This is a genomic window from Chitinophaga varians, assembly GCF_014529945.1.
Taxonomy (GTDB): domain Bacteria; phylum Bacteroidota; class Bacteroidia; order Chitinophagales; family Chitinophagaceae; genus Chitinophaga; species Chitinophaga varians.
This window is the reverse complement of record NZ_JACVFB010000007.1, coordinates 329,155-352,093: the sequence shown is the minus strand read 5'-3', so window position 1 is coordinate 352,093 and position 22,939 is coordinate 329,155. Positions and strand designations below refer to the sequence as shown.

23 protein-coding genes are annotated in these 22,939 nt (G+C 49.6%); 10 read left to right on the top strand and 13 right to left on the bottom strand.

Annotated features, from left to right (window positions below):
* Window positions 1–73: 73 nt before the first annotated feature.
* Genes ICL55_RS30125 through ICL55_RS30090 form a run of 8 tightly spaced genes read right to left on the bottom strand, consistent with a single transcriptional unit; the run spans window position 74 to window position 6,614 of the window.
* Window positions 74–388: an iron-sulfur cluster assembly protein gene (locus tag ICL55_RS30125; protein WP_188104718.1), complete on the bottom strand. Its 315-nt coding sequence runs from the start codon at window positions 386–388 to the stop codon at window positions 74–76.
* On the bottom strand, window positions 385–813 hold the full coding sequence (locus tag ICL55_RS30120; RefSeq protein WP_188104716.1) for a SufE family protein: 429 nt from the start codon (window positions 811–813) through the stop codon (window positions 385–387). Before ICL55_RS30120 ends, ICL55_RS30125 begins: the two co-directional genes overlap by 4 nt.
* A 15-nt stretch (window positions 814–828) precedes the next feature.
* Complete coding sequence (locus ICL55_RS30115) at window positions 829–2,076, bottom strand: aminotransferase class V-fold PLP-dependent enzyme (protein WP_281392634.1); 1,248 nt, start codon at window positions 2,074–2,076, stop codon at window positions 829–831.
* Window positions 2,077–2,087: 11 nt separating this feature from the next.
* Window positions 2,088–3,398: a Fe-S cluster assembly protein SufD gene (gene sufD / locus ICL55_RS30110; protein ID WP_188104714.1), complete on the bottom strand. Its 1,311-nt coding sequence runs from the start codon at window positions 3,396–3,398 to the stop codon at window positions 2,088–2,090.
* Between the two features lie 13 nt (window positions 3,399–3,411).
* On the bottom strand, window positions 3,412–4,176 hold the full coding sequence (gene sufC, locus ICL55_RS30105) for a Fe-S cluster assembly ATPase SufC (RefSeq protein WP_078670616.1): 765 nt from the start codon (window positions 4,174–4,176) through the stop codon (window positions 3,412–3,414).
* A 44-nt stretch (window positions 4,177–4,220) separates the two neighbouring features.
* On the bottom strand, window positions 4,221–5,666 hold the full coding sequence (gene sufB, locus ICL55_RS30100; RefSeq protein WP_188104712.1) for a Fe-S cluster assembly protein SufB: 1,446 nt from the start codon (window positions 5,664–5,666) through the stop codon (window positions 4,221–4,223).
* Window positions 5,667–5,679: 13 nt separating this feature from the next.
* Complete coding sequence (locus ICL55_RS30095; RefSeq protein WP_168874558.1) at window positions 5,680–6,006, bottom strand: HesB/IscA family protein; 327 nt, start codon at window positions 6,004–6,006, stop codon at window positions 5,680–5,682.
* 38 nt (window positions 6,007–6,044) lie between these two features.
* Entirely contained in the window at window positions 6,045–6,614 is a 570-nt protein-coding gene (locus ICL55_RS30090; protein WP_188104710.1) for an NADPH-dependent FMN reductase, read from the bottom strand.
* A 137-nt stretch (window positions 6,615–6,751) separates the two neighbouring features.
* Between ICL55_RS30090 and ICL55_RS30085 the strand changes: the two genes are divergently transcribed.
* Window positions 6,752–7,408: a helix-turn-helix transcriptional regulator gene (locus tag ICL55_RS30085; protein WP_246496717.1), complete on the top strand. Its 657-nt coding sequence runs from the start codon at window positions 6,752–6,754 to the stop codon at window positions 7,406–7,408.
* A gap of 42 nt (window positions 7,409–7,450) precedes the next feature.
* On the opposite strand, the gene ICL55_RS30080 is transcribed toward ICL55_RS30085, so the two are convergent.
* From ICL55_RS30080 to ICL55_RS30070, 3 genes are read right to left on the bottom strand one after another with little or no spacing between them, the layout of a single operon-like run.
* Window positions 7,451–7,864, bottom strand: coding sequence for an EamA family transporter (locus tag ICL55_RS30080; RefSeq protein WP_188104708.1), 414 nt, complete (start codon window positions 7,862–7,864; stop codon window positions 7,451–7,453).
* 49 nt (window positions 7,865–7,913) lie between these two features.
* The gene (locus ICL55_RS30075; protein WP_188104706.1) at window positions 7,914–8,411 is read right to left on the bottom strand and encodes a GNAT family N-acetyltransferase; all 498 of its coding nucleotides are present in this window, start codon (window positions 8,409–8,411) and stop codon (window positions 7,914–7,916) included.
* Between the two features lie 17 nt (window positions 8,412–8,428).
* Window positions 8,429–8,986, bottom strand: a complete 558-nt coding sequence (locus ICL55_RS30070) for a GNAT family N-acetyltransferase (protein ID WP_188104704.1) — start codon at window positions 8,984–8,986, stop codon at window positions 8,429–8,431.
* A gap of 199 nt (window positions 8,987–9,185) precedes the next feature.
* Here ICL55_RS30070 and ICL55_RS30065 point away from each other — a divergent pair, with 199 nt between their 5' ends.
* From ICL55_RS30065 to ICL55_RS30045, 5 genes are all read left to right on the top strand, one after another.
* The gene (locus tag ICL55_RS30065; RefSeq protein ID WP_188104702.1) at window positions 9,186–9,887 is read left to right on the top strand and encodes a response regulator transcription factor; all 702 of its coding nucleotides are present in this window, start codon (window positions 9,186–9,188) and stop codon (window positions 9,885–9,887) included.
* On the top strand, window positions 9,884–11,254 hold the full coding sequence (locus ICL55_RS30060; protein WP_188104700.1) for a HAMP domain-containing sensor histidine kinase: 1,371 nt from the start codon (window positions 9,884–9,886) through the stop codon (window positions 11,252–11,254). Before ICL55_RS30065 ends, ICL55_RS30060 begins: the two co-directional genes overlap by 4 nt.
* A 70-nt stretch (window positions 11,255–11,324) precedes the next feature.
* Window positions 11,325–12,605 (top strand): TolC family protein, encoded by a 1,281-nt coding sequence (locus tag ICL55_RS30055; RefSeq protein ID WP_188104698.1) that lies wholly within the window; start codon window positions 11,325–11,327, stop codon window positions 12,603–12,605.
* A gap of 17 nt (window positions 12,606–12,622) precedes the next feature.
* Window positions 12,623–13,735: an efflux RND transporter periplasmic adaptor subunit gene (locus tag ICL55_RS30050; RefSeq protein ID WP_188104696.1), complete on the top strand. Its 1,113-nt coding sequence runs from the start codon at window positions 12,623–12,625 to the stop codon at window positions 13,733–13,735.
* Window positions 13,736–13,753: 18 nt separating this feature from the next.
* Complete coding sequence (locus tag ICL55_RS30045) at window positions 13,754–16,873, top strand: efflux RND transporter permease subunit (protein WP_188104694.1); 3,120 nt, start codon at window positions 13,754–13,756, stop codon at window positions 16,871–16,873.
* Between the two features lie 81 nt (window positions 16,874–16,954).
* Here the strand turns inward: ICL55_RS30045 and ICL55_RS30040 are convergent, their stop codons facing one another.
* Window positions 16,955–18,097 (bottom strand): AI-2E family transporter, encoded by a 1,143-nt coding sequence (locus ICL55_RS30040; protein ID WP_188104692.1) that lies wholly within the window; start codon window positions 18,095–18,097, stop codon window positions 16,955–16,957.
* Window positions 18,098–18,228: 131 nt separating this feature from the next.
* Between ICL55_RS30040 and ICL55_RS30035 the strand changes: the two genes are divergently transcribed.
* Window positions 18,229–19,320 carry a family 20 glycosylhydrolase gene (locus ICL55_RS30035; RefSeq protein WP_188104690.1) on the top strand — a complete coding sequence of 364 codons (1,092 nt, stop codon included), beginning with the start codon at window positions 18,229–18,231 and terminating at the stop codon, window positions 19,318–19,320.
* 215 nt (window positions 19,321–19,535) lie between these two features.
* On the opposite strand, the gene ICL55_RS30030 is transcribed toward ICL55_RS30035, so the two are convergent.
* On the bottom strand, window positions 19,536–20,462 hold the full coding sequence (locus tag ICL55_RS30030; RefSeq protein WP_188104688.1) for a helix-turn-helix transcriptional regulator: 927 nt from the start codon (window positions 20,460–20,462) through the stop codon (window positions 19,536–19,538).
* 336 nt (window positions 20,463–20,798) lie between these two features.
* On the opposite strand from ICL55_RS30030, the gene ICL55_RS30025 reads away from it, so the two are divergent.
* From ICL55_RS30025 to porG, 3 genes are all read left to right on the top strand, one after another.
* On the top strand, window positions 20,799–21,188 hold the full coding sequence (locus ICL55_RS30025) for a hypothetical protein (protein ID WP_188104686.1): 390 nt from the start codon (window positions 20,799–20,801) through the stop codon (window positions 21,186–21,188).
* Window positions 21,189–21,246: 58 nt separating this feature from the next.
* Window positions 21,247–21,594, top strand: coding sequence for a DsrE family protein (locus ICL55_RS30020; RefSeq protein WP_188104684.1), 348 nt, complete (start codon window positions 21,247–21,249; stop codon window positions 21,592–21,594).
* Between the two features lie 177 nt (window positions 21,595–21,771).
* The gene (gene porG / locus ICL55_RS30015) at window positions 21,772–22,635 is read left to right on the top strand and encodes a type IX secretion system protein PorG (protein ID WP_188104682.1); all 864 of its coding nucleotides are present in this window, start codon (window positions 21,772–21,774) and stop codon (window positions 22,633–22,635) included.
* Window positions 22,636–22,939: the final 304 nt, after the last annotated feature.

Genomic DNA, 22,939 nt, shown 5'->3' with positions numbered 1-22,939 from the left:
AGCCCAGGGCCAAAGCCCTGAGCAAAAAAAAACGTCCCGGGAGGGGACGTTTTCAATCATATATTATTTCCGATTAAAGAAAACCAAGTTCCAGTTTGGCTTCTTCGCTCATCATTTCTTTCGTCCATGGTGGATCAAAAGTAAGGTGTACGTCCACTTCCGATACGCCTTCAATATTGCGGACTTTCTCATCCACTTCGCGGATGATATCGCCGGCTACCGGGCATCCGGGGGCGGTGAGCGTCATATCAATGCCGATGCGGTTATTCTCTTTGATCTTGATGGCGTATACCAGTCCCAGTTCCCAGATGTTGACAGGGATTTCCGGGTCGTATACGGTTTTCAGCTGTTCTTCTATCTTTTCCCTTAATGTAACTTCTTCGCTCATGACTGGTTTGTTTTTGCCTGGTAGGCTACTGCATAAAGTTTCATCTGTTTGAGCATACTCAGCAACCCGTTGGAGCGGGTAGGAGAGAGATGGCTGCTCAGGCCGATGTCGTTGATAAAGTAGATATCCGCGCTGGCTATCTCTTTGGGCGTATGTCCGGAGAGCACGTAAATCATCAGGCTTACCAGCCCTTTGGTGATCACGGCATCGCTGTCGGCAGTGAAGTACAGATTGCCGTCTCTGAGCTCGGTGTGCAGCCACACGCGCGACTGACAGCCTTTGATCAGATTCTCCGGTGTCTTGTATTCATCTGCAATGAGCGGCAAATCCTTGCCCAGTTGGATAATATATTCATACTTATCCTCCCAGTTGCTCATTACTTCAAAGTCGGACTTTATTTCATCCTGTCTTTCGTTGATCGTCATAATAGTAGTCTCCTTTTACCGCAGCATGGACACAGCCCGATGGATACCGGCTACCAGCTTGTCAATGTCTTCCTTCGTATTGTAGAAGGTGAGCGACGCCCGGACCGTACCGGGAATTTTAAACTCATCCATCAGCGGTTCGCAGCAGTGATGTCCTGTTCTTACGGCAATTCCTTGCTGGTCCAGTAATTCACCGAGGTCGAACGGGTGAATGTCGTGTATCAGGAAGGAGATAGCGCCACTTCTGCGGGCGGCATCGCCGATGAAGCGGATACCATCTATCTGCCGCAGTTGTTCCAGTGCATAGGCCTGCAGTTGTTCTTCCCATTGCTGGATTTTGTCGAGGCCAACCTGCTGCAGGTATCTGATCGCTGCCCCTAAACCGATGGCGCCCGCGATATGCGGAGTGCCGGCTTCGAATTTGTAAGGCAGTTCGTTATAGATAGTTTTGGCAAAGGTAACGGTCTTGATCATATCACCGCCACCCTGGTAGGGAGGCAGTTTGTTCAGCCATTCGGTGGTACCGTAGAGTACCCCGATGCCGGTGGGACCGTAAATTTTATGTCCGGAGAAAACGAGGAAATCCACCTGCAGGGCCTGCACGTCGATGCTCATATGCTGGATGGCCTGTGCAGCGTCCAGCAGTACGGGGATCTTACGGGCATGTGCCTGAGCGATGATGTCTTCTACCGGGTTAATGGTACCCATCGTATTGGAAACATACGTCACTGCTATCATTTTCACCGTATCGTCGAGCAGGGCGGAGAACGCGTCCATTTTCAGCTCACCCTTTTCATTGATAGGGATCACTTTCAGGGTAGCGCCGCTTTCCTCGCAGGCAATCTGCCAGGGAACGATGTTGGAGTGGTGTTCCATCGCGGAGATGATCACGCTGTCGCCTGCTTTCAGGAAACGGCGGCCCATGGTATTGGCTACCAGGTTGATCCCGTCGGTAGTACCTTTGGTAAAGATCACTTCATGGGAATGCGCCGCATTGATAAAGCCGGCAACAATTTCGCGGGCTTTCTCGTAGGCGTTGGTGGCTTCCTGGCTCAGGTGGTGAACGCCGCGATGCACATTGCTGTTATATTCTTCGTAATACCGGGCTTCTGTTTCTATCACCGTCAGCGGCTTCTGCGTGGTAGCTCCGTTATCCAGATATACCAGCGGTTTACCGTGCACCAGTTCCTGCAGGATGGGGAAGTCCCTCCTGATCTGCTTTACGTCCAGGGCGGTGGTTTCTATGTTAGCAATATGTTCCATTGGATGGGTAATTAGTTGTTCATGATGGCGGCAATCTGTTCCTGCAGGTAATGTTGCAGGGCAGGTACCTTCACTTCGTCGGTAATATCATGGGAGAAGGCATTCACCATCAGTGCTTTGGCAGCATCTTCTCCGATACCACGGGAGCGCAGGTAGAACATGGATTCTTCGCTGAACTGTCCGGCGGTGAAACCATGGCTGCATTTTACGTCGTCGGCATAAATTTCCAGCTGCGGTTGGGAGTTGATATCTGCTTTGGCGCCCAGCAGCAGGTTGTTGTTCTGCTGGAAGGCGTTGGTTTTCTGCGCTTCCTGATGTACCAGGATCCTGCCGGTGAAAACGCCGTTGGCGCTGTCGAGCAGTACACCTTTGTACAGTTCGTTGCTGTTGCAGTTAGGCATGATGTGGTCCATAAAAGTATGGTTGTCTACATGCTGGCTGCCATTGGCAAGGTACAGGCCGTTCAGGTTCGTTTCCGTATAGCTGCCGTTGAGGGCCACGCTCAGGTTATTGCGGGTGAACGGGGTACCGGGCAGGGTAAAGTTAAAATGATGGTAACGGCTGTTGGCCTGTTGCTGAGCGGCGGTGGTATGCACTTCACGGAAGTGCTGGTCGCCCAGTTGAATATTGTAATGCCACAGTTCTGCATTGTCTTCTACCACTGTTTCCAGGACGCTGTTAGCGAAGGTCACGACGTCGGCGTCCGGATGAACGGCGCTTTCGATGATGGTAGCGGCAGCGCTTCTGTTCAGCACCCACAGGTGGCGGGGCTGGATAAATGCGTGCTGTGTGGCGGTGTATACATGAACGATATGTATCGGTTTATCGATCACAGTATTGGCTGCCAGTTCTATATACAGACCGTCGGTGAAGAAGGCTGTATTAAGGGTGGCCAGTGATTCCTGGGCCAGGTGGTGTTGTTTGTTGAACCACTTGGTGAAGCCAGGCGCCTGTGTGTGGGCGCTGAGAGCACCGATGGTAATACCTTTACCGGCGGGCAGTTCAGAATGATCTGCCTGCAGGTGGCCGTTTACCAGCACAATGCGATAGCAGTCCAGTTCCGGGATGGCAGCCTGGGCTACCACGGAAGCCGGTACGGTAGTGGTGGCATACAGCAGTTCATAAGGGAACTCCTTCAGATAACGTTGTATGTTGGAATAACGCCATGCTTCTGTTTTCAGTGTGGGAAGACCCAACACAGCGAAGCGTTCCAGAGCCTCCCGGCGGACGCCTTGCAGATCGTCCTGCGCCTGGCAGGTCGATAATGCGTTTACATCGGTCGTTAACGCCTGGTAAAAAGGCAATGTAATATCACTCGTCATAATGGTATGCTTCTTATACTGATTCTTTCAAATGTAACTCTTCCTTCAGCCAGTCGTAGCCTCTTTCTTCCAGTTCCAGGGCCAGTTCCTTGGTACCGGTTTTGATGATACGGCCGTTGTACAGCACGTGTACAAAGTCAGGCACGATGTATTCCAGCAGGCGCTGGTAGTGCGTGATCACTACGAAAGATTTTTCTGCGTCACGGAGTTTGTTAACGCCGTTGGAAACGATACGCAGCGCGTCGATATCCAGACCGGAGTCTGTTTCGTCCAGGATGGCCAGTTGAGGGTCCAGCATGGCCAGTTGGAATATTTCGTTACGTTTCTTTTCACCACCGCTGAAACCTTCGTTCAGGGAGCGGTTCATCAGGTTGGCGTTAAAGTCTACCAGCTGCTGCTTCTCTTTGGTCAGTTTCAGGAAGTCACGGCCTTCAATGGTAGGCAGGCCTTTGTAGGTCCTGATTTCATTGAGGGCAGTCTTCAGAAAGTTCAGGTTGGACACGCCCGGAATTTCAACAGGGTATTGAAACGCCAGGAATACGCCTTCACGGGCACGGTCTTCGGGAGACAGGTCCAGCAGGTTTTTACCATTGAACCATACTTCCCCTTCGGTAACGGTATAGTTGTCACGGCCTGCGAGCACGGAGGCCAGCGAACTTTTGCCGGAACCGTTAGGGCCCATGATGGCATGTGTTTCGCCTTTACCTATTTCGAGGTTAATGCCTTTCAGAATTTGTTTCCCTTCTACTTCTGCGTGCAGATTTTTAATCGTCAGCATGATTGTTTTATTTCGTTCTGTATGTAGTTAATTGGATAAGCGAATTATCCAACGCTTCCTTCAAGTGTGATAGATAATAATTTCTGTGCTTCCACGGCAAATTCCATGGGGAGCTGGTTCAGTACTTCCTTTACGTAACCGTTTACGATCAGGGCTACGGCTTTTTCCGTATCGATGCCACGGGCGTTCAGATAGAAGATCTGATCTTCTCCGATTTTGGAGGTGGTGGCTTCGTGTTCGATCATCGCTGTTTTATTGCGGGATTCGATATACGGGAAAGTGTGGGAGCCGCACTCATTGCCGATCAGCAGGGAGTCGCACTGGGTAAAGTTACGGGCGTTGTCGGCACGGGGACCAACGGCCACCAGGCCGCGGTAGCTGTTATCGCCTCTGCCGGCAGAGATACCTTTGGAGATGATACGGCTTTTGGTGCCTTTACCGATGTGGTGGATTTTGGTACCGGTATCTGCGATCTGTTTGTTGCGTACTACTGCTACAGAGTAGAATTCACCCTCGGAGTAGTCGCCCTGCAGGATCACGCTGGGGTATTTCCAGGTGATGGCGGAGCCGGTTTCCACCTGTGTCCAGGAAATCTTGCTGGCGTTGCCTTTGCAGATACCTCTTTTGGTCACGAAGTTGTAGATACCGCCTTTACCGTCTTTATCGCCGGGGTACCAGTTCTGTACGGTAGAGTACTTGATTTCCGCATGGTCCAGGGCTACGAGTTCCACTACGGCAGCATGCAGCTGGTTCTCATCACGCATGGGAGCGGTACAGCCTTCGAGGTAGCTCACATAGCTGCCTTCATCGGCGATGATGAGGGTACGTTCAAACTGGCCGGTGTTCTGGGCATTGATACGGAAGTAAGTGCTCAGTTCCATCGGGCAGCGTACGCCTTTCGGGATATAGGTGAAAGAGCCGTCAGAAAACACAGCGGAGTTCAGCGCGGCAAAAATGTTATCAGAGTGAGGTACTACCGTGCCCAGGTATTTTTTTACCAGGTCAGGGTATTCCTGTACCGCTTCACCGAAAGAGCAGAATATCACACCCATCTCTTTCAGTTTGCCTTTGAAGGTAGTGGCTACGGATACGCTGTCGAACACGGCGTCAACGGCCACACCGGCGAGCGCCTTCTGTTCGTTGAGCGGAATACCCAGCTTTTCGAAGGTGGCCAGCAGTTCCGGATCTACTTCATCGAGGCTGTTGAGTTGTTTTTTCTTTTTGGGAGCGGCATAGTAGGAGAGCGCCTGCAGGTCCAGCTCCGGCATTTCGAAGTGCTGCCAGGAAGGGAACTGCATTTTCTTAAAGGCGGCAAAACCTTTCAGACGCCATTCCAGCAGCCATTCCGGTTCATTCTTTTTAGCGGAAATAAAGCGGATGATATCTTCATTCAGCCCCGGAGGAGCGATATCCATTTCAATATCGGTGGTAAAGCCAAACTCGTACTCCTTATTGGCTATATCATCTATTATTTCGTTACTGTTCATCATACGATTTTGATATTTATACCGCGAAGCTTTCGCCGCAGCTGCATGTTCTCGTTGCATTCGGGTTGTTGAAGAAAAGGCCTTTGCCATTCAGGCCATCGGAGTAGTCCAGTTCGGTACCGTACAGGTAGAGCAGGCTCTTCATCTGTACCACTACTTTGATGCCTTTATCTTCAAATACCTGATCTCCTTCCTGTTCTTCTGTCTCGAATTTCATCACATATTCAAGGCCGGAGCAACCGCCGCCTTTCACACCTACTCTTACAAATGTGCCGGGAGCGTGATGTTCGGTCTCCATCAGTGTCTTAATATATACTCCTGCTTTTTCTGAAACGGTTATCATAATTCAGAATTTTTTAATTGGTAAAACTGAATGATGGCTCATATTGCTGTCCCGGCGGTCACATGTGACTGGGCTGCAGAGAGCAGGGATACCATCATATCCAGCTTGGTTTTATAAAATGCAGTAAACCCGCTGGTTTGCGGGTCATAAAGATTATTTTTCAGGATAGGCAAAGAGTAGGGCAGTACCCAGGCCCTCAGTGCTTTCGCTACGGCATCCATGGCGTTAATCCCCTGCATGGCCTGTGTGCCGTCAGCCCAGGAGAGCAAAGCTACAACCTTTCCGGTTAAATATGGCCGTTGGTGTTTGCTTGTCAGCTCCAGCCAGTCCAGACAATTCTTCATGGCCCCCGTCATACTGCCATGATATAAAGGCGTCATCCAGATCTGAAGGTCCGCCTTACAGAACGACTCACACATCGCTGTTACACTCTCCGGCTTTTGGGCCGCTTCCGACATGGAAAAAAACGGGATCTGTTTTTCTGCCAGACTGAAAATCTCGGTTGGTAACCCCTTTTCTGTTAAGGCATCTGACAGGTAAGCTGCCAGCCTGTTGGAGGTGGCTTCAGGGCGGGTGTCAGTGGCGCCGTTAAATATGAGTACGTTCATTAATACCTAAGATTTAGAGATTTAAAAGATTATGAGATTTATTGTTGACGAAAATGCTCTCAAAATCATCTAAATCCCAAATTTCTTTTTTTTAGCTCCTACAAAATTACGACATTTACAATAAAACAAGTAATAACTTGGAAAAATATCCAACACGAACCAAAAATGCCGCTGACAGGTTTTTGATGCTCATCAAGACCAAGGGCCCCCTGTCTGCTGCCGAACTGGCTGGTGAATTGGGTATCACCACGGAAGGCGCCCGACTACAGCTGGTAAAGCTCGCTGAAGAGGGCTTGTTGCAGTTTGAAAGTATATCCAAAGGTGTAGGTCGCCCCATGCAGATATGGAGCCTGACCCCGCTTGGCAATGCCCGCTTCCCGGACAGTCATACCGAACTGACGGTAGACATCATCCAGACCATTAAAACGGTACTGGGCCCCGAAGCACTGGCCAATGTGATCCAGGCACGTGAAAAGAATCAACAGGAGAAATATAATACCGCCCTGGAAGGCGTAACCGGTATCGAAAACAGGCTGACCGCCTTTGCGGCCATCCGCACCGGCGAAGGCTACCTGGCAGAGTGGAGAAAAGAAGGAGATATCTTCCTCTTTATCGAAAACCACTGCCCGATATGCTGCGCTGCCGCTACCTGCGACAATATCTGTACTTCAGAGATGAATACCTTTATCAGCGTTATTGGTGAAGCGGTACAGGTAACACGCCTGGACCATATCATCAATGGCGCCCGCCGCTGTGTCTATAAGATCAGCCCAAACACCACCCCCGCCATTTAATCAACCCGGCATTGTATAATGGATGTCTGTTAGGTAGCCCCGCTACTTAATGATCAATACCAGTGTGCCTGAAATTATCAGTAAGGCACCAATCGCCGTTTTCCAGGTAATAGCCTCCTGGAGGAAAATAGCCGATAAGATGATGGTCAACGCTACACTTAACTTGTCGACCGGCGCCACCTGCGACACCTTGCCTATCTGCAGCGCCTTAAAATAAAAGATCCACGAAAAACCGGTCGCCAGTCCCGACAACACCAGAAACACCAGCGTATGCCTCGTCAGCGTCACCCCCTTATATTCTCCCCTCACCAGCACAATACCCCATGCCACCAGCAAAATGATAATGGTACGGATACCTGTTGCCACATTGGAGGGTACATCAGCGACGCCTATCTTGGCAAAAATCGCTGTCAACGCCGCAAAAGCGGCCGATAATAAAGCATATATCCACCACATAAAAAAAATTACGAATTACGAATGACGAATGACGAATGACGTAGGATGCCTATACTTTCAGGCCCAGGATCTTCAATGTCCGGGCCTGTCCGTCCAAAATGGCCACGTCAGGCAAATGAGCCCACTCCGAAAACCCCTTAGCTTCAAACAGTTTCAGACTGGGAATGTTGTGCGCGAAAATGAAACCCAGCAATGTATGAATGTTGTACTGCGGCGCCACATCGATGGCGTGCTGCAGCACCACTTTCCCATAACCCCGGCCCCGCGCGCGCTCGGCCAGATAAATACTCACTTCCACAGTGCCGTCATAGGCCGGCCGGCCATAAAATGAAGAGAAACTGATCCAGCCCACCAACGCGGCATCATCATACACCATCCACAACGGACGGCGTTCGGGATTGTGCGCGTGGAACCAGGCCAACCGGCTCTCTACCGTCACCGGCGATGTGTCGGCAGTGACCATCCTGCCAGCCACCGTGCTGTTATAAATGTCGACAATTTGAGGTAAATCCTCCGGGACTGCATCCCGATATTGCAAATGCATCATATGTCAGATAAAGAAAATTATTGCCAGATAGCCTCCCGGTCGTATTCCCGGCGAAGTAAACTGTACAGGTCCGCATCCACAAACTTCCCTTTTTCAAAGAAAGCATCGCGCAACATCCCTTCATGACGAAACCCCAGCCTCCCCAGCAAACGGGAAGATGCTGCATTCAACGGGTCTACGAAAGCTTCCACCCGGTTCAGCTGCAACTCCTCATATACAAACTTCAGGATCAGCCCGATGGCCGCAGTCATAATACCCTTGCCCCAATAGGAAGGTAACAGGTCATAGCCCAGCTCTATCTTATAATGTGTTTTATTCCAGTGATGAAAACCACAGGTGCCCACTAATTCATCCTTGTCTTTGAAAGTAATAGCCCAGCGCATTCCTTCCTGTTTTTCCCAACGTTCACGGAAATACGTAATGATCTGGGTAGCCTCCGTAATATTAGTGAAGGCGTCAATGTCCATGTACCGTGTCACTTCTTCTTTGGAAAAGAGGGAGAACAAAGCAGCGGTATCTTTTTCTGTAATAGGGCGGAGCACCAGTTGTTCTGTGCTGAGTACGGGTAGTTGCATGATACGGTGCCTGTTTAGGTTGTTTGCAAAACTAATCGATCTGCTTAAAATGTACTAACAAAAAGTTGATCATCAACCTGTATTCATCACACAAAATGTGAAAATTTCAGTCGCTACGGATGTTTTAATCTCCCTTTAATGCCAGCCAACTGAAACATTCCTACTTTTGCATAGATCATAGTATAATAATACCTCAAGTATGAAAATATTGGTTATAGAAGATGAGTCCAAAGTAGGGGCCTTTATTAAAAGAGGACTGGAAGAACATCATCATCAGGTGGAAGTATATAACGATGGCCTGCTGGGGCAACAGGCAGCGATAGAGCAGGACTATGATCTGATCATACTCGACATCATGCTGCCGGGCATCAACGGGCTGACCATCTGCAAAAACCTGCGTACCCGCGACATCACGGCGCCGGTGCTCATGCTCACCGCACTGAGCGCCACCCATGATATTGTGGACGGCCTCAATGCCGGCGCCGATGACTACCTCGCCAAACCATTTCACTTCTCTGAACTGGTAGCCCGCGTGAACGCCCTGTCACGCCGTAAGAACAATTTCAAACAGGAAAAAGAAATACTCACCCTCGCGGACCTACGCCTGGACACTACCTCTAAAACCGCCAGCAGAGAAGGACAGGAGATCACCCTCACTGCCAAAGAATACGCCTTGCTGGAACTGCTGCTCAAAAATACCGGCAAAGTGCTGTCCCGTGCGCTGATCTCGGAAGCGGTATGGGGACTGGAGTTCGATACCGGCACCAACACCATTGATGTATATGTGAACTATCTCCGTAACAAGATCGAGAAAGGCTTCAGCGGCGAAAAGCTGATCCATACGGTCGTGGGGATGGGATACGTCATGAAAGTTAAAAGTACCTGGCAGCAACAGTTATGAAAATAAGACATCGCTTATCATTACAGTTTACCCTCATCACCGGTATCATTCTTACCGGGGTATTTGTATTGATATACCTGTTGTCTGCCCAATACATCCGTAACAGCTTCTATAAACTCCTGCAGGTAAGGGCGCTGGTCACCGCGCAGGTGTACCTCGAAAAAGATGAACTGACCAAGAAGAAATTCCTGGAGATAGAAAAGAGTTACGCCCAGAGCATCCCCGATGAATCCAGCAATATTTATGACCAGGGCGATCAGCCTGTTTTCCTGGAGAAGGTAAAGTATAACTGGCCACCATCGCTGCTGAACACCATCCGTAAAAACAGCACCTATCGTTTTACGTTTGGAGAAAAGTATGGCGTTGGCATGTTTTATCCCGACAATCAGGGCGACTTTGTGGTGATCGTGACCGCCCGCAACAAAGCCGGTGAACAACAACTGCAATACCTCGCGCTGATACTGGTCATCATCCTTTGTATATCCCTGGTCGTTACCTTCCTGCTGGGACAATGGTTTGCCAGCAAAGCGCTGCAACCCATCCAGAGCATCAATAAGCAGGTGAAGAAGATACGCTCCAACAACCTGCATACGCGGGTGGAACAGGGGCGCAACAAAGATGAGATCGCCGAACTGGCCGGAAATTTTAATGAGCTGTTGCAACACCTGGAGCAGGCTTTTGAGATGCAGCGCTCCTTTGTGTCTAATGCCTCGCATGAATTAAGAACGCCGCTGACCACCATCATCGGTGAGATAGAAGTGACCCTGCATCGCGAACGCACCCAGGCGGAATATATAGCTACGCTGGACACGGTGCTGGACGAATCGGAAAAGCTGAAAGTGATCACCGACGGCCTTTTACAGCTCACCCGTGTAGATGTGATCCTGACTCCTGCCAATACCGAAGCCGTGCGGCTCGATGAGCTGTTGTGGGAGATTCAGGAACACTGGCAGTACAAAACACCGCCGTATCAGGTGGAAGTGGTGCTGAGCGATCTGCCGGAAGACGCCTCACGGCTGTCCGTCCGCGGTAACCGGCCGCTGTTGATGCTGGCCCTACAGAACATCGTCCGTAATGCGTTTAAGTTTTCACACCACCAACCCGTCAGTCTTCGCCTTACCTATAGCGCCAATTGCCTCGTTATCTCCGTGAGCGACAAAGGCATCGGCATTGCGCCGGGAGAGCTGGACAAAATATTCCTTCCGCTGTACCGTGCAGACAACGCCTATACGTTTGCCGGCTACGGCATCGGGCTGGCCATGGCCCAGCGCATCTTTCAGCTCCATCAGGCCACTATTACAGTGAGCAGTGTATTGGGGCAGGGTACCACCTTTAACATTTTTTTTCCAACAGACGTTAAAATCTAATTTTGTTTTAACTTCATTCTAATTAGTGCTTAATAGCCTATCGCCATCTTTGCAACGAAAAATCAGTTGTATGACGATCAGACTAGCATTACAAACCTTTCCTGTACTGTTGGGCATCCTATGGAGTTGTTGCGTACATGCGCAAACGTTGGATACCCTGAAACTTACACTACCGGAGGCAGAACAGCAGCTTCTTCAGAAAAATATTCCGCTGCTGGCACAGAAATTTAATATCGACGCCGCCAAAGCGGAGGTGATCACCGCCCGGCTATGGGACAATCCCCAGGTGACTTTCGAAAATGTATTGTACAACCATACCACCAAAAAGTGGTTTGATTTCTCCTACAATGGTCAAAATTCCCTCCAGGTACAACAGCTGTTTAAGCTGGCCGGCAAGCGCAATAAAGCGGTGCAACTGGCGCAAAGCGGTGTAAAGATGACCGAATACCAGTTCTTCGATTTGTTGCGTACCCTCCGTTTTTCCCTGCACGACAACTTCTTCGATCTTTATTACAAACAGCAATCGCAGCAAACTTTTGGCCGCCAGATCGCTTTTCTGCAACAGATCGTCAAAGTATTTGAGCAGCAGAAAGCCATGGGCAATATCGCTCCCAAAGAGATCATCCGTATCAAATCACTGCTGTACGATCTGCAACATGATGCGCTGGAGCTGGAAAAAGACATCCAGCAAACACAGTCCGATCTGGCGCTGCTGATCCGTGTACCCGCTACCGTTAATATACAGCCGCAGCTGCCGGATACGCTGGCAGGCGTGCCCGTATCGGGATTATCTTTTCAGACATTGCTGGATACCGCGAAGGCCAACCGGTACGATCTCAAAATTGCCCAGGAAAATGTACAGTATAATAATACGAACCTGCGCCTGCAACGTTCCCTCGCCGTACCGGACGTGCAACTTGGTTTTTCGTATGATAAGCAGGGTAACTTCGAAAGGAACTACAATGGCCTTAATATCTCCATGCCGTTGCCTTTCTTTAACCGCAACCAGGGGAATATTAAAATGGCGAAAGCAGCACTGGAGAACAGCAAACTACAGCTCAACGGTACACAGGACCAGCTGGAGCATGATGTCATGAACAGCCTGCAGCAGGCGCTGAAAACTGAAAAGCTGCTACAGGAATTTGACCCCGGATTTGAGCAGGAATACACCACCATGATGCGCGAAGTGGAAAAAAATTACGGACTGCATAATATAGGACTGCTGGAGTTTATTGACCTGTATGATGCCTACCGCAACAACGTGCTCAAAATGAACGAGCTTAAATACAACCGACTTAATGCACTGGAACAAATCAATTTCGCCACCGGTGCTTCCATTTTCCATCTTTGATCAAACACGCCATCATCATGCAAAACATTAAAAAGCTTTATATACCTGCAGCTGTTTTTATTATATCCATCCAGGGCATCCTCCTCACCGGCTGCGGCAGCAAAACGGTTCCTGACAAATCCGCTCAATGGGCGCTCAGCGACTCGTTGCTTCGCACGCTGGTGGTGGATACTGCCGCTACCGCATCTGTGGACAATGAAATTATGCTGACCGGCAAAATCAGCGAAAATGAAGATAAAACCGCCCGCATCTTCCCGATGGTCAGCGGTATCGTCACCGAGGTAAAAGTGCATTCCGGCGATTTCGTGAAAAAAGGACAGGTGCTCGCGGTGATCAAAAGCCCTGAAATGGCGGGCTTTACGGCAGATCAACGTATAACCGGCAGCGATATGGCTACCGCCAAACGAAATATGGAAGTGGCGGAGTCTTTCTATAAAAGCGGATTAAATTCCCGGAAGGACTATGAGGAGGCTAAAAGCAACTACGATAAAGCCGTAGCAGCCTATAATAAATCGAGCGCCGTACTGGAAATAAATGGTGGCGCGCACCAAACCAGCTACCTGGTAAAAGCGCCGGTACCCGGATTTGTGATCAGCAAAAGAGCCGCTGAAAGCATGCAATGGCGGCCCGATAATTCAGATCCCATCTTCGTAGTGGCCGATCTTAATAATGTATGGGCCATGATCAATGTTTTTGAATCTGACATATCCGGTATTCGGGAAGGAGATCAGGTACAGATGTCTACCCTGTCTTATCCCGACAAAACCTTTACGGGTAAAATAGACAAGATCTACAATGTGCTGGACCCGGAGACCAAAGTCATGAAAGCCAGGGTGGTAGTGGATAATCCCGGCTTTTTCCTGAAGCCGGAGATGTTTGTGCGCGCCAAAGCCAAACGCCACGTGGACTCCAATCTGGTGAGCATTCCCTCCCGCGGTATCATCTTTGACCACGATAAATATTATGTGCTGGTGCTGACGAATGCCAAACCAGGCGTCACTATCCGTGAAATACAGGTCGCCAAAACCGTAGAGGGCCGAACTTACATCGCCTCCGGGTTGAAAGAAGGAGAGCGGATCATCGCTTCCCGTCAGGTATTTATTTATGACACACTGAGCGATCAGCAGTAAACCCTAAAGGCCAGCATTATGAACAGATTCATTAAGCAGATACTTGCTTTTTCCCTGAAGAATAAATATTTCATCTTTTTTGCCGCCGGCGTGATGGCCATTGCAGGGTATCTCAGCTTTAAGCAGATCGGGGTGGACGCTTTCCCGGACGTGACCAACACCACGGTAACCATTATCACGCAGTGGCAGGGCCGCAGCGCGGAAGAAGTGGAGAAATTCGTGACCCGCCCCATCGAGATTGCGATGAACCGTGCACAGAAAAAAACGCATATCCGTTCCTCCTCCCTGTTTGGACTGTCTGTGGTGAAGGTGATCTTCGACGATGATGTGGACGATACGTTCGCTCGCCAGCAGATCAATAATAACATCGCTTCGGCCAACCTCCCGGAAGGGGTAGACCCGGAAATAGAACCGCCTTACGGGCCTACCGGCGAAATTTACCGTTACACGCTGGAAAGCAGCAAACTGAATATTGAGCAGCTGAAAACATTGCAGGACTGGGTGGTAGAGCGTAACCTGCTCGCCGTGCCGGGCGTGGCGGATATCGTGAGCTTCGGCGGGGAAGTGAAAATTTATCAGGTGACCATGAATCCTGATAAAGCCATACAGTACGGCATCACAGCTCAGGAAATGTTTCAGGCGCTCTCCAAAAGCAATGTCAACGTAGGAGGGGATGTGATCGTTAAAAACGCGCAGGCATATGTGGTGCGCGGTATCGGTGTCCTCAATAACGTAGAGGAAATCAAAAACGTGATCGTAGATCATATCGGTGGCACGCCCATCCTCGTGAAAGATGTGGCGGATGTATCGGTGGCAGCGCTGCCCCGCCTTGGACAGGTGGGCCGCGACCGTGACAACGATATGGTGGAAGGTATTGTGGTGATGCGCAAAGGAGAGAACCCAGCCAATGTGATCGTGGAGCTGAAGAAAAAAATAGAAGAGCTGAATACCCGCATCCTGCCGGATGATGTGAAGATTAAAACTTTCTATAACCGTGAAGACCTGATCGATTTCTCCACGCATACGGTGTTGCACAACATGATCGAGGGCATCATCTTCGTAACGGTGATCGTTTTCATTTTCATGGCCGACTGGCGCACCACCGTTATTGTGGCGGTCGTGATACCACTGGCATTGCTGTTTGCCTTCATCTGTCTGAAGTTGAAAGGCATGAGTGCCAACCTGCTCTCCATGGGCGCTATCGACTTTGGTATCATCATAGACGGGGCCGTAGTGATGATGGAAGGGATATTTGTGGTGCTGGACAGGAAGGCGCATCAGGTGGGGATGGAACGATTTAACCGGCTGAGCAAACTGGGCATGATCCGCAAAGCCTGTATGGAAAACGGCAAGGGTATTTTCTTCGCCAAACTGATCATCATTACGGGTTTGCTTCCCATCTTTACGTTTGAGAAAGTGGAAGGGAAGATGTTTTCCCCGCTGGCGTGGACGTTGGGTTTTGCGCTGTTGGGCGCGTTGATACTCACCTTTACACTGGTGCCGGCCATGGCCAGTGTACTGTTGCGCAAAAATGTAAAAGAGAAAGAGAATTTCTTCCTGCGATTTGTACATCGCACCACCTCCCGTTTGTTTAATTACACCTTCCATCACCGCCGGCTGGTGTTTACCTTTTCGATTATTGTGCTGATCATAGGACTGTACTGTTTCCGTTTTCTGGGAACGGAGTTTCTGCCGCAGCTCAATGAAGGAGCAATCTACATCCGGGCAACCGGTCCGCTGAGCACTTCGCTGGAAGAGTCGGTAAAGGTGGCTGATGAGATGCGTAAAAAGATATTGGTCTTCCCGGAAGTAAAGCAGGTCATGTCGCAAACGGGGCGTCCTAATGACGGTACCGATGCTACCGGCTTTTATAATATAGAGTTCCATGTGGACATCTATCCGCAGGACGAATGGAAGAGCGGCATCTCCAAAGAGGAATTGATCCGCAGGATGAATGCCAGGCTGGACGGGACGCCCGGCGTAACGCTCAATTTCTCGCAGCCGATTATGGACAATGTGGAAGAAGCTGTATCTGGTGTAAAAGGTTCCATTGTGGTGAAGCTTTTTGGAGATGATTTTAAGACGGTCGAAAAACACGAAGAGCAGATTGAGAAAATTCTCAAAACTGTCAGGGGCATTGAAGACCTGGGCATCATGCGTAATATCGGCCAGCCGGAGCTGCGCATCAATCTGAACCAGCAGAAGATGGCGCTTTATGGCGTTACCACGGAAGATGCCAACTCCGTCATCGAAATGGCCATCGGTGGTAAGGCGGCCACCAAGATATATGAGGGCGAAAGGAATTTTGATCTGCGTATCCGCTATCCGGAAGGCTTCCGCGAAGATGAAGTGGCCATTGGCAACCTCTCTATTCCTACCTTGCGGGGTAATAAGATACCGTTGAAGGAGATCGCCGATATCAGTCACATCATCGGGCCTAGTATGATTTACCGCGATAAGCACCAGCGTTACGGAGCGATCAAGTTTTCCGTGCGTGGCCGCGACCTTGGTAGTACGATTGATGAAGCTCGTCGCAAGGTGGACGAGCAGGTAACGTTGCCCAAAAACTATTTCCTGGAGTGGGCCGGTGACTTCGAGAATCAGCAGCGTGCCACCAAGCGGCTCACGCAGGTGGTGCCTATCAGCCTGTTCCTGATTTTCCTGTTCCTCTTTATTCTGTTTGGAAGGATGAAAGATGCGCTGCTGGTGCTGAACAACGTACCCTTTGCCATCATCGGGGGGATCTTCTCGCTGTGGCTGACGGGCATTAACTTCAGTATTTCTGCCGGTATCGGGTTTATCGCCCTGTTTGGTATCTGTGTGCAGAACGGGGTGATCTTACTGACCAAGTTCAAAACGAATATCCGGGGGATGCATCAGTACTCAGACAGTCTTTTGGCGCAGGCCATACATGATGGCGTAGAGTCGCGCATACGGCCGGTGATCATGACGGCCATGATGGCCGCTATTGGATTGCTGCCCGCTGCGATGAGCCATGGTATTGGTTCAGAGACAGCGCGCCCGTTGGCCCGCGTGGTCATTGGGGGGCTCATCACAGATACGTTGTTCAACCTGTTTATCTTCCCGATTGTGTTTTATTGGGTATATCGCAGGATGTTGAGAAAAGCCGAAGCGTAATAGTTTAGTTGGTTGTTTTATAAATGAAAAAGCCGCTGGGAGTTCGTCTCCCGCGGCTTTTATGTATAATATGTTGCGTAATTATTTTTTTTCGGACGATTCAGGCGTCTCTGCGATATCGTTCACATCGGGCTGGCCCTTTTGTTCAGCAGCCTGGTTCACCTTTTCGGTTTTTTCCTGCTGTTCGTCTCCCAACAGGATAGCCCAGGGGTTCATATAATCTACGCTTTCACAAACGATTTTGATAATAGCGATGATCGGAATGGCGAGGAACATACCGGGGATGCCCCATAACATATTGCCCATTACCACGCCGACGATGGTTACCAACGCGTTGATCTTTACTTTGGAGCCTACAATGCGGGGGAGCAGCACATTGCTGTCCAGCAGGTGAATGAGGAACAGGGAGATGCCTACCTGTAAAGCGGCTATAGGCGTGCCCGTAGTAAGGGTGACCAGCATGCTGATGATCAGCGCTGTAAAAATCCCGATATAGGGGATGATGTTGAAGATGGCGGCCATCACACCGAGCAGGATGGCGTATTTGATGCCGAGTATCAGGAATACGGTGGTGTTGAGAACAGCCACCACTACCATTTCTATCATCAGGCCGCCTACATAGCTTTTGATGATAAAGCGGGTGCGGGCGAGCACATCGAGGAGGGTGTCGCGGTGTTTATCCTGAAACAGCCTGACGAGGAAGGTCACCAGCAGTTTGCGGTAAAACAGCATGAAGAAAGAATACAGCAGCACAAAAACCACAAAGATGATCAGGGAAGACAGCGATAAGAAGGTCTGGCTGATGAAGCTGGTGGCTGTGCCCAGTGTTCCGAGGGCCGCTTTTTGCAGATAACTGAGCTGTGCGTTGGAACTGATATGGAATTTATGATCAATCCATTCCTGCAGGGAGGTGACCGTGTCCAGTAGTTTCTTTTCGAGCTGTGGGAAATCAGCGATGAAGGCCTGCATTTGTGTGCCCATGGCGAGCATGATCAGCAGTACAACGATCACGAACAGTAGTACAGCGATCGCAGCGGCCAGTCCCCGGGGGACCTTGCGTTTTTCCAGGAAGTAGGTTACCGGCAGCAGCATAATGGAAATGAGGAACGCAAACAGGAGCGGAATGATGATCGCGCTGGCTGTGTGGGCGATGTACACCAGTAAAATGAGCGATAAAAGGGTAAAGGTAAGCCTCGCGTTGAAAGGGAGCTTAAACTCGGTCATGGATTTGCTTTTACTCAAATTTATTAAAAATCATATGTTTTTGCATGTGAAATTATCTAATGCCGGATTTCACTATATAAAAAGCGATGCATTTGTTATTTTGTTGCAAACGCTGGAAAAAATTGCCCTTTATGAAAAAACTATTGACCATGCTATTGCTGCTGGTAGGCAGCACTGTACTGTTTCCTTCTTCTTCCACCGCCTTACCAAAAGATACCCTGCCTGTGCGCGGCTTTTGCATCGCCGCGCCCATGGGGGCCGGACTGGCGCCGTTCCTGAAATTTATCCGGGAAGAGCTGGCGCCGCGGCATATCAACACGCTGGTGCTGCGGGTGGATTTTAACTATGAGTATACCTCGCATCCTGAGCTGCGCGACCCCGGTGCGCTGACAAAAGCACAGGTAAAAGAGCTGGTGCAGGTTTGCCGTCAGCATCAGATTCAACTGATTCCGCAGATCAACCTGCTGGGGCATCAGTCGTGGGCCGGTACCACCATGAACCTGCTGAAGGTGTATCCTGATTTTGACGAGACCCCCTGGGTGAAAATGCCGGCCAAATACGAATGGCCCAATGCCGATGGTCTGTACTGTAAAAGCTATTGCCCGCTGCATCCGGGCGTCCACAAGGTGGTATTTGAGCTGGTGGACGAAATCATGGACGTATTTGAGGCCAATGCGTTCCATGCCGGTATGGACGAGGTGTTTTACATCGGGGAGGATAAATGTCCGCGTTGCGGAGGCCGCGACAAAGCGGAGCTGTATGCCGGCGAAGTATGGACTATCCGCAATCACCTGGCGCAGAAAGGCCGTACCTTATGGATTTGGGGCGACCGCCTGCTGGATGGCAAAACCACGGGCATGGGCATGTGGGAGGCCAGTATGAACAATACGCACCGTGCCATCGATCTGGTGCCGAAAGACATTATGATCTGCGACTGGCATTATGAGCGCCCTGACAAGTCGCCCGTCTATTTTGCGTCCAAAGGTTTGCAGGTGATCACCTGTCCCTGGCGGATGCCGGATAATGCCGTAGCGCAGTTGAAAGACATGTATGATTTCCGTAGTACCGCTACGAAGGAGATGAAGCCCCGTTACCAGGGCATGATGCAGACCGTATGGTCTGATGCCGGTCATTTCCTGGACGAGTTTTATGGCCGTGGCAAGCCACAGAAAGACACGGTCAACACCAGCGCCAACTGTTTCCGCGCTATCTTCACGAAGTAAAAGAAATAAACGCAATCATAAAAAGCAAAGGGCTGGTCATAAACCGGCCCTTTGCTTTTTATATTTTCTCCTGTTGTTACAGAAACTAAATAAAAAATAAAATCACAAGGTCGTTTTTCCCTCATCGGCCTCGCTGCATGTAATATTTTTCTTTGCGGTCACAGAAATTGAACAACATCGTAGCCCAGGGCGTGAGCCCTGGGATGGGAATGTGATTAATAATGTTTGCGTAACAGCGGGATATAAATTTCGCAGGCGGTGGTGCCGTTGAGCACCATAAAGAAGTGGTTACCGCTCATTTTGAAATTTCCTTCCTTACAGTTCTGGTTAATGAAATTGTACATCGGGATACCTGCCGTGGCGAAGTCCATGGGTACGGGGAGGCGGAGGTAGGTACCGCCGGGGATACGTTTGCGCATCAGATAGCCGTAGTTGTTGTCCATGAATTGATGTGCTGCGGCGGCATGCAGCGGGATGCTGAGGCCGGCGTAGATGGATATTTTTTCGTAGTCGGTCACGGGTACGGAGTCCAGTGTGCCGGTGATGATTTTAGCCGTGGATATTTCTATTTGTCCCAGTATTTTATTGAAGGCATTATGATACTGGTTCATTTTGGCGATCATTTCACCGATCGGGTTCTGGCCGCGTGACAGCAGGGAGTAGTACAGTACGGAGTCGGGGAGTTGTACCCTTTCGCCGCGGTCGTACCGGAAGAAGTTTCCGAAGATGTCTGCACCGGCGGTGGTGGTGATGGTTTCAATGATCTGGATCGTTCTTTTTTCGTTGGGCAGTTCCGCGATGCGGCGGAATTCTTTGGGGCTTTCCTTAAAATGTTGTTTGAAAGCCTTGCTGAAAGCTGCCGTGGTAGCGTATCCGCAAAGGTCGCTGATGATGCCGATGGAGTGTCCGCTGTGGCGCAGGAGGCCGGCGGACAGTTCAAGGCGATGTCGTTTTACATAGTGCCAGAAGGGTTCTCCCATGTAATCGGCAAAGTTGTGATAGAAATAGGAATAGGAGATACCGAGGCGTTCGGACACATCTTTAATACTGAAAGTATCGCCTACATGATCATCAGCAAAGGACATTCCCTGCAGGGCAAGATGCTCCAGTTGTTGTTTGGTGATAACAGCAGTTTTTGACATACTCGATTTTTGGTTACTTCACGGGATGGGTGATTCGCTTTCTTCCTTATTAAAAATGGGCACGGATGTATTAAACTTATCTTCCAAGTTAATTTTTTTTGACCGTAACCCGCTTGTTTTTTTGAGAAAAAAAATTACAGACTGATAACCAATATTGTATGATTTGATAAATGAATGTATTTTGATCATATGGAGATTTTCTGCTATTGAATTACCCTGATTTTACCCACCGATTGATGTAAAAAAAGCCAGATTGGACAAGTTTTTATCACGCTGATTTGATAATTTTAGACATAGACTACATAGGCTATATCCAGGTAACCACGATTAAAGACATTGCAACGCTCAATTTCCATCCGATTTTTCTGCTTATCAATCCTGTTATGGGGTTGTGCCGGTCGTGACCCCATCCAACAGGGTGCCGCGTCATCACAGACGGCCGGCGGTAGCGGGGCATGGGCACTGTATATACTGGTGCCGCTGTTATTACTGTTGGCCGCCGTGTTGCTGATATGCTGGATGGTGATGGTGCGCCAGCGTAAAGCCCTGTTGCTGGCGGAGGTGAACCTGCATCAGCAGGAGATCCGTGCTGCCTCGCTGGTGTTTCAGCTACGGGAAGCGTCCCGGAGATACAAAGCGTTGGAGCATAAAACAGCTACTTCGCAGCCGCATAAAAATTCCGGCAGTCCCCACCCGGAAGACGAGGATGATTTCCCCGACATGTAATGATGCCACCTGTCCATTTTTTTGGTGTATTTAGCTGTATTTCAGTAGGTTTGTTACCATGCAAGTCATTTTCCAGATTACATCTGCTGCCCCCGATGCCCAGAGAGCCTTATTGGGCCAGCTCAATAACCTGTTACAATATTATCATGACCGGCAATCCCGTATAACCGTGGAGGTGGCAGTGCACGGCGACGCCTATCCGCTGTTGTTTACCGTCGACAATCCCTTTGCGGCCAGGGTAGAAGATCTGCATGCGCGGTCGGTAAGCTGGCTGATTTGTCAGAACACGATCAATGGCAAACAGCTGAAGATGGACCAGCTACTGTCGTTTGTGGAAGTGGTACCTGCGGCCGTAGCCCACCTGGTGGAGCGGCAGATGGAGGGGTGGGCCTATATCCGTTGCTGATGTTTTTTCCGGATTTGTTTTTCACAGCGTATTACTTAATTGGTTTATTAGTTTATTTTTACATCTTTTAATAGTTTATTGGGGGAGAAGACTGTATTTTTGAGAACTGTTCACCAAATAAAACTGTTCATTAAAGCGTTAAATAGATCAGGACTAACCTCTTAAAACCAAAATACTTTGAAATTCAGAAAATTTGCCGGAATACTGTTGTTATCCATGGCAGTACCCTTTTTTAGCTTCGCGCAGGATTGGCATGTAGGTGCTTTTGCCGGTATTTCCAACTACAGCGGTGATCTTGTTCAACAGAAGGTAGACCTGAAATACACCAAGCCTGCATTGGGTTTGCTGGTAAGAAAGGATATCAACCGTTACCTCACCTTAAGGGCCGGTTTTACCTGGGGTATTGTTGCCGGTGCAGACAGCACTAATGCTAACCCCCTGCTGGTGGCCCGTAACCTCAGTTTTAAAAGCAACGTTTTTGAAGGCAGCCTGATTGCTGAGATCAATTTTCTGGACCTCGATGAAAAAGGGTTTACGCCTTTTGTATTTATTGGAGTAGGTGGTTTTGGGTTTGATCCTACCGCTAAAGACATCTCCGGTAACACGGTGCGTTTACGTCCGCTGGGCACGGAAGGACAGGGGCTTCCCCAATATCCGCAACGCCAGCCTTACGATCTTTTCGCCTGGTCTTTCCCGATGGGAGCCGGTGTAAAGGCAATTCTCAATGACAAATGGACCCTCGGTTTTGAAATAGGGCTGCGTCCTACCACTACTGACTATCTGGACGACGTTAGCACCAATTATGTGGATCAGAACACGCTGCTGGCGTATCGTGGACAGAAGGCTGTTGATATGGCTTTCCGTGGCGATGAACTGACCGGTAAACAAACTCCCGGTGTATATCCGCCGGACGGCACTATTCGTGGATCCGCCAAATACAAAGACTGGTACGCTTTCTCCGGTGTCACCATTACCTATCGCCTGGGTGGCGGCAGCGGATGGGGCAAAGTGAAAGCCACCAGATGTCCGATATTACGATAAGCAGATGATCGCCGATTTGCGGAGATCTGAGTCATAATACTTACGGCCTCTATGATGTTACATCATAGAGGCTTTTTTGTGACTGATAGTTATACCGGATAGTTGCTGCCGGTCAATCGCGACGGCGTTCCTGCCATCAACGATATCCCAACATCATCACAGTTATGGCATGGAGTTTGTTTTCGCACTCCCGACTTTCAACCCCCAATAAAGTCCATTTATAAACTGTATCCCGGCCCTCCAAAGCCGGGATTTCTTTTGTGGTAAAGGGATTGGTATTATTGGCATAGTTGTTGGATTTATT

Excerpts from the sequence above, each read along its gene's own strand:
- ICL55_RS30080 (WP_188104708.1), bottom strand. The coding sequence starts at position 7,864 with ATGTGGTGGATATATGCTTTATTATCGGCCGCTTTTGCGGCGTTGACA.
- ICL55_RS30095 (WP_168874558.1), bottom strand. The coding sequence starts at position 6,006 with ATGATAACCGTTTCAGAAAAAGCAGGAGTATATATTAAGACACTGATG.
- ICL55_RS30120 (WP_188104716.1), bottom strand. The coding sequence starts at position 813 with ATGACGATCAACGAAAGACAGGATGAAATAAAGTCCGACTTTGAAGTA.
- ICL55_RS30020 (WP_188104684.1), top strand. The coding sequence starts at position 21,247 with ATGCAAGTCATTTTCCAGATTACATCTGCTGCCCCCGATGCCCAGAGA.
- ICL55_RS30055 (WP_188104698.1), top strand. The coding sequence starts at position 11,325 with ATGACGATCAGACTAGCATTACAAACCTTTCCTGTACTGTTGGGCATC.
- ICL55_RS30030 (WP_188104688.1), bottom strand. The coding sequence starts at position 20,462 with ATGTCAAAAACTGCTGTTATCACCAAACAACAACTGGAGCATCTTGCC.
- ICL55_RS30060 (WP_188104700.1), top strand. The coding sequence starts at position 9,884 with ATGAAAATAAGACATCGCTTATCATTACAGTTTACCCTCATCACCGGT.
- sufD (WP_188104714.1), bottom strand. The coding sequence starts at position 3,398 with ATGACGAGTGATATTACATTGCCTTTTTACCAGGCGTTAACGACCGAT.
- ICL55_RS30065 (WP_188104702.1), top strand. The coding sequence starts at position 9,186 with ATGAAAATATTGGTTATAGAAGATGAGTCCAAAGTAGGGGCCTTTATT.
- ICL55_RS30090 (WP_188104710.1), bottom strand. The coding sequence starts at position 6,614 with ATGAACGTACTCATATTTAACGGCGCCACTGACACCCGCCCTGAAGCC.
- ICL55_RS30115 (WP_281392634.1), bottom strand. The coding sequence starts at position 2,076 with ATGGAACATATTGCTAACATAGAAACCACCGCCCTGGACGTAAAGCAG.
- sufB (WP_188104712.1), bottom strand. The coding sequence starts at position 5,666 with ATGATGAACAGTAACGAAATAATAGATGATATAGCCAATAAGGAGTAC.
- ICL55_RS30045 (WP_188104694.1), top strand. The coding sequence starts at position 13,754 with ATGAACAGATTCATTAAGCAGATACTTGCTTTTTCCCTGAAGAATAAA.
- ICL55_RS30035 (WP_188104690.1), top strand. The coding sequence starts at position 18,229 with ATGAAAAAACTATTGACCATGCTATTGCTGCTGGTAGGCAGCACTGTA.
- ICL55_RS30125 (WP_188104718.1), bottom strand. The coding sequence starts at position 388 with ATGAGCGAAGAAGTTACATTAAGGGAAAAGATAGAAGAACAGCTGAAA.
- ICL55_RS30050 (WP_188104696.1), top strand. The coding sequence starts at position 12,623 with ATGCAAAACATTAAAAAGCTTTATATACCTGCAGCTGTTTTTATTATA.
- ICL55_RS30070 (WP_188104704.1), bottom strand. The coding sequence starts at position 8,986 with ATGCAACTACCCGTACTCAGCACAGAACAACTGGTGCTCCGCCCTATT.
- sufC (WP_078670616.1), bottom strand. The coding sequence starts at position 4,176 with ATGCTGACGATTAAAAATCTGCACGCAGAAGTAGAAGGGAAACAAATT.
- ICL55_RS30075 (WP_188104706.1), bottom strand. The coding sequence starts at position 8,411 with ATGATGCATTTGCAATATCGGGATGCAGTCCCGGAGGATTTACCTCAA.
- ICL55_RS30040 (WP_188104692.1), bottom strand. The coding sequence starts at position 18,097 with ATGACCGAGTTTAAGCTCCCTTTCAACGCGAGGCTTACCTTTACCCTT.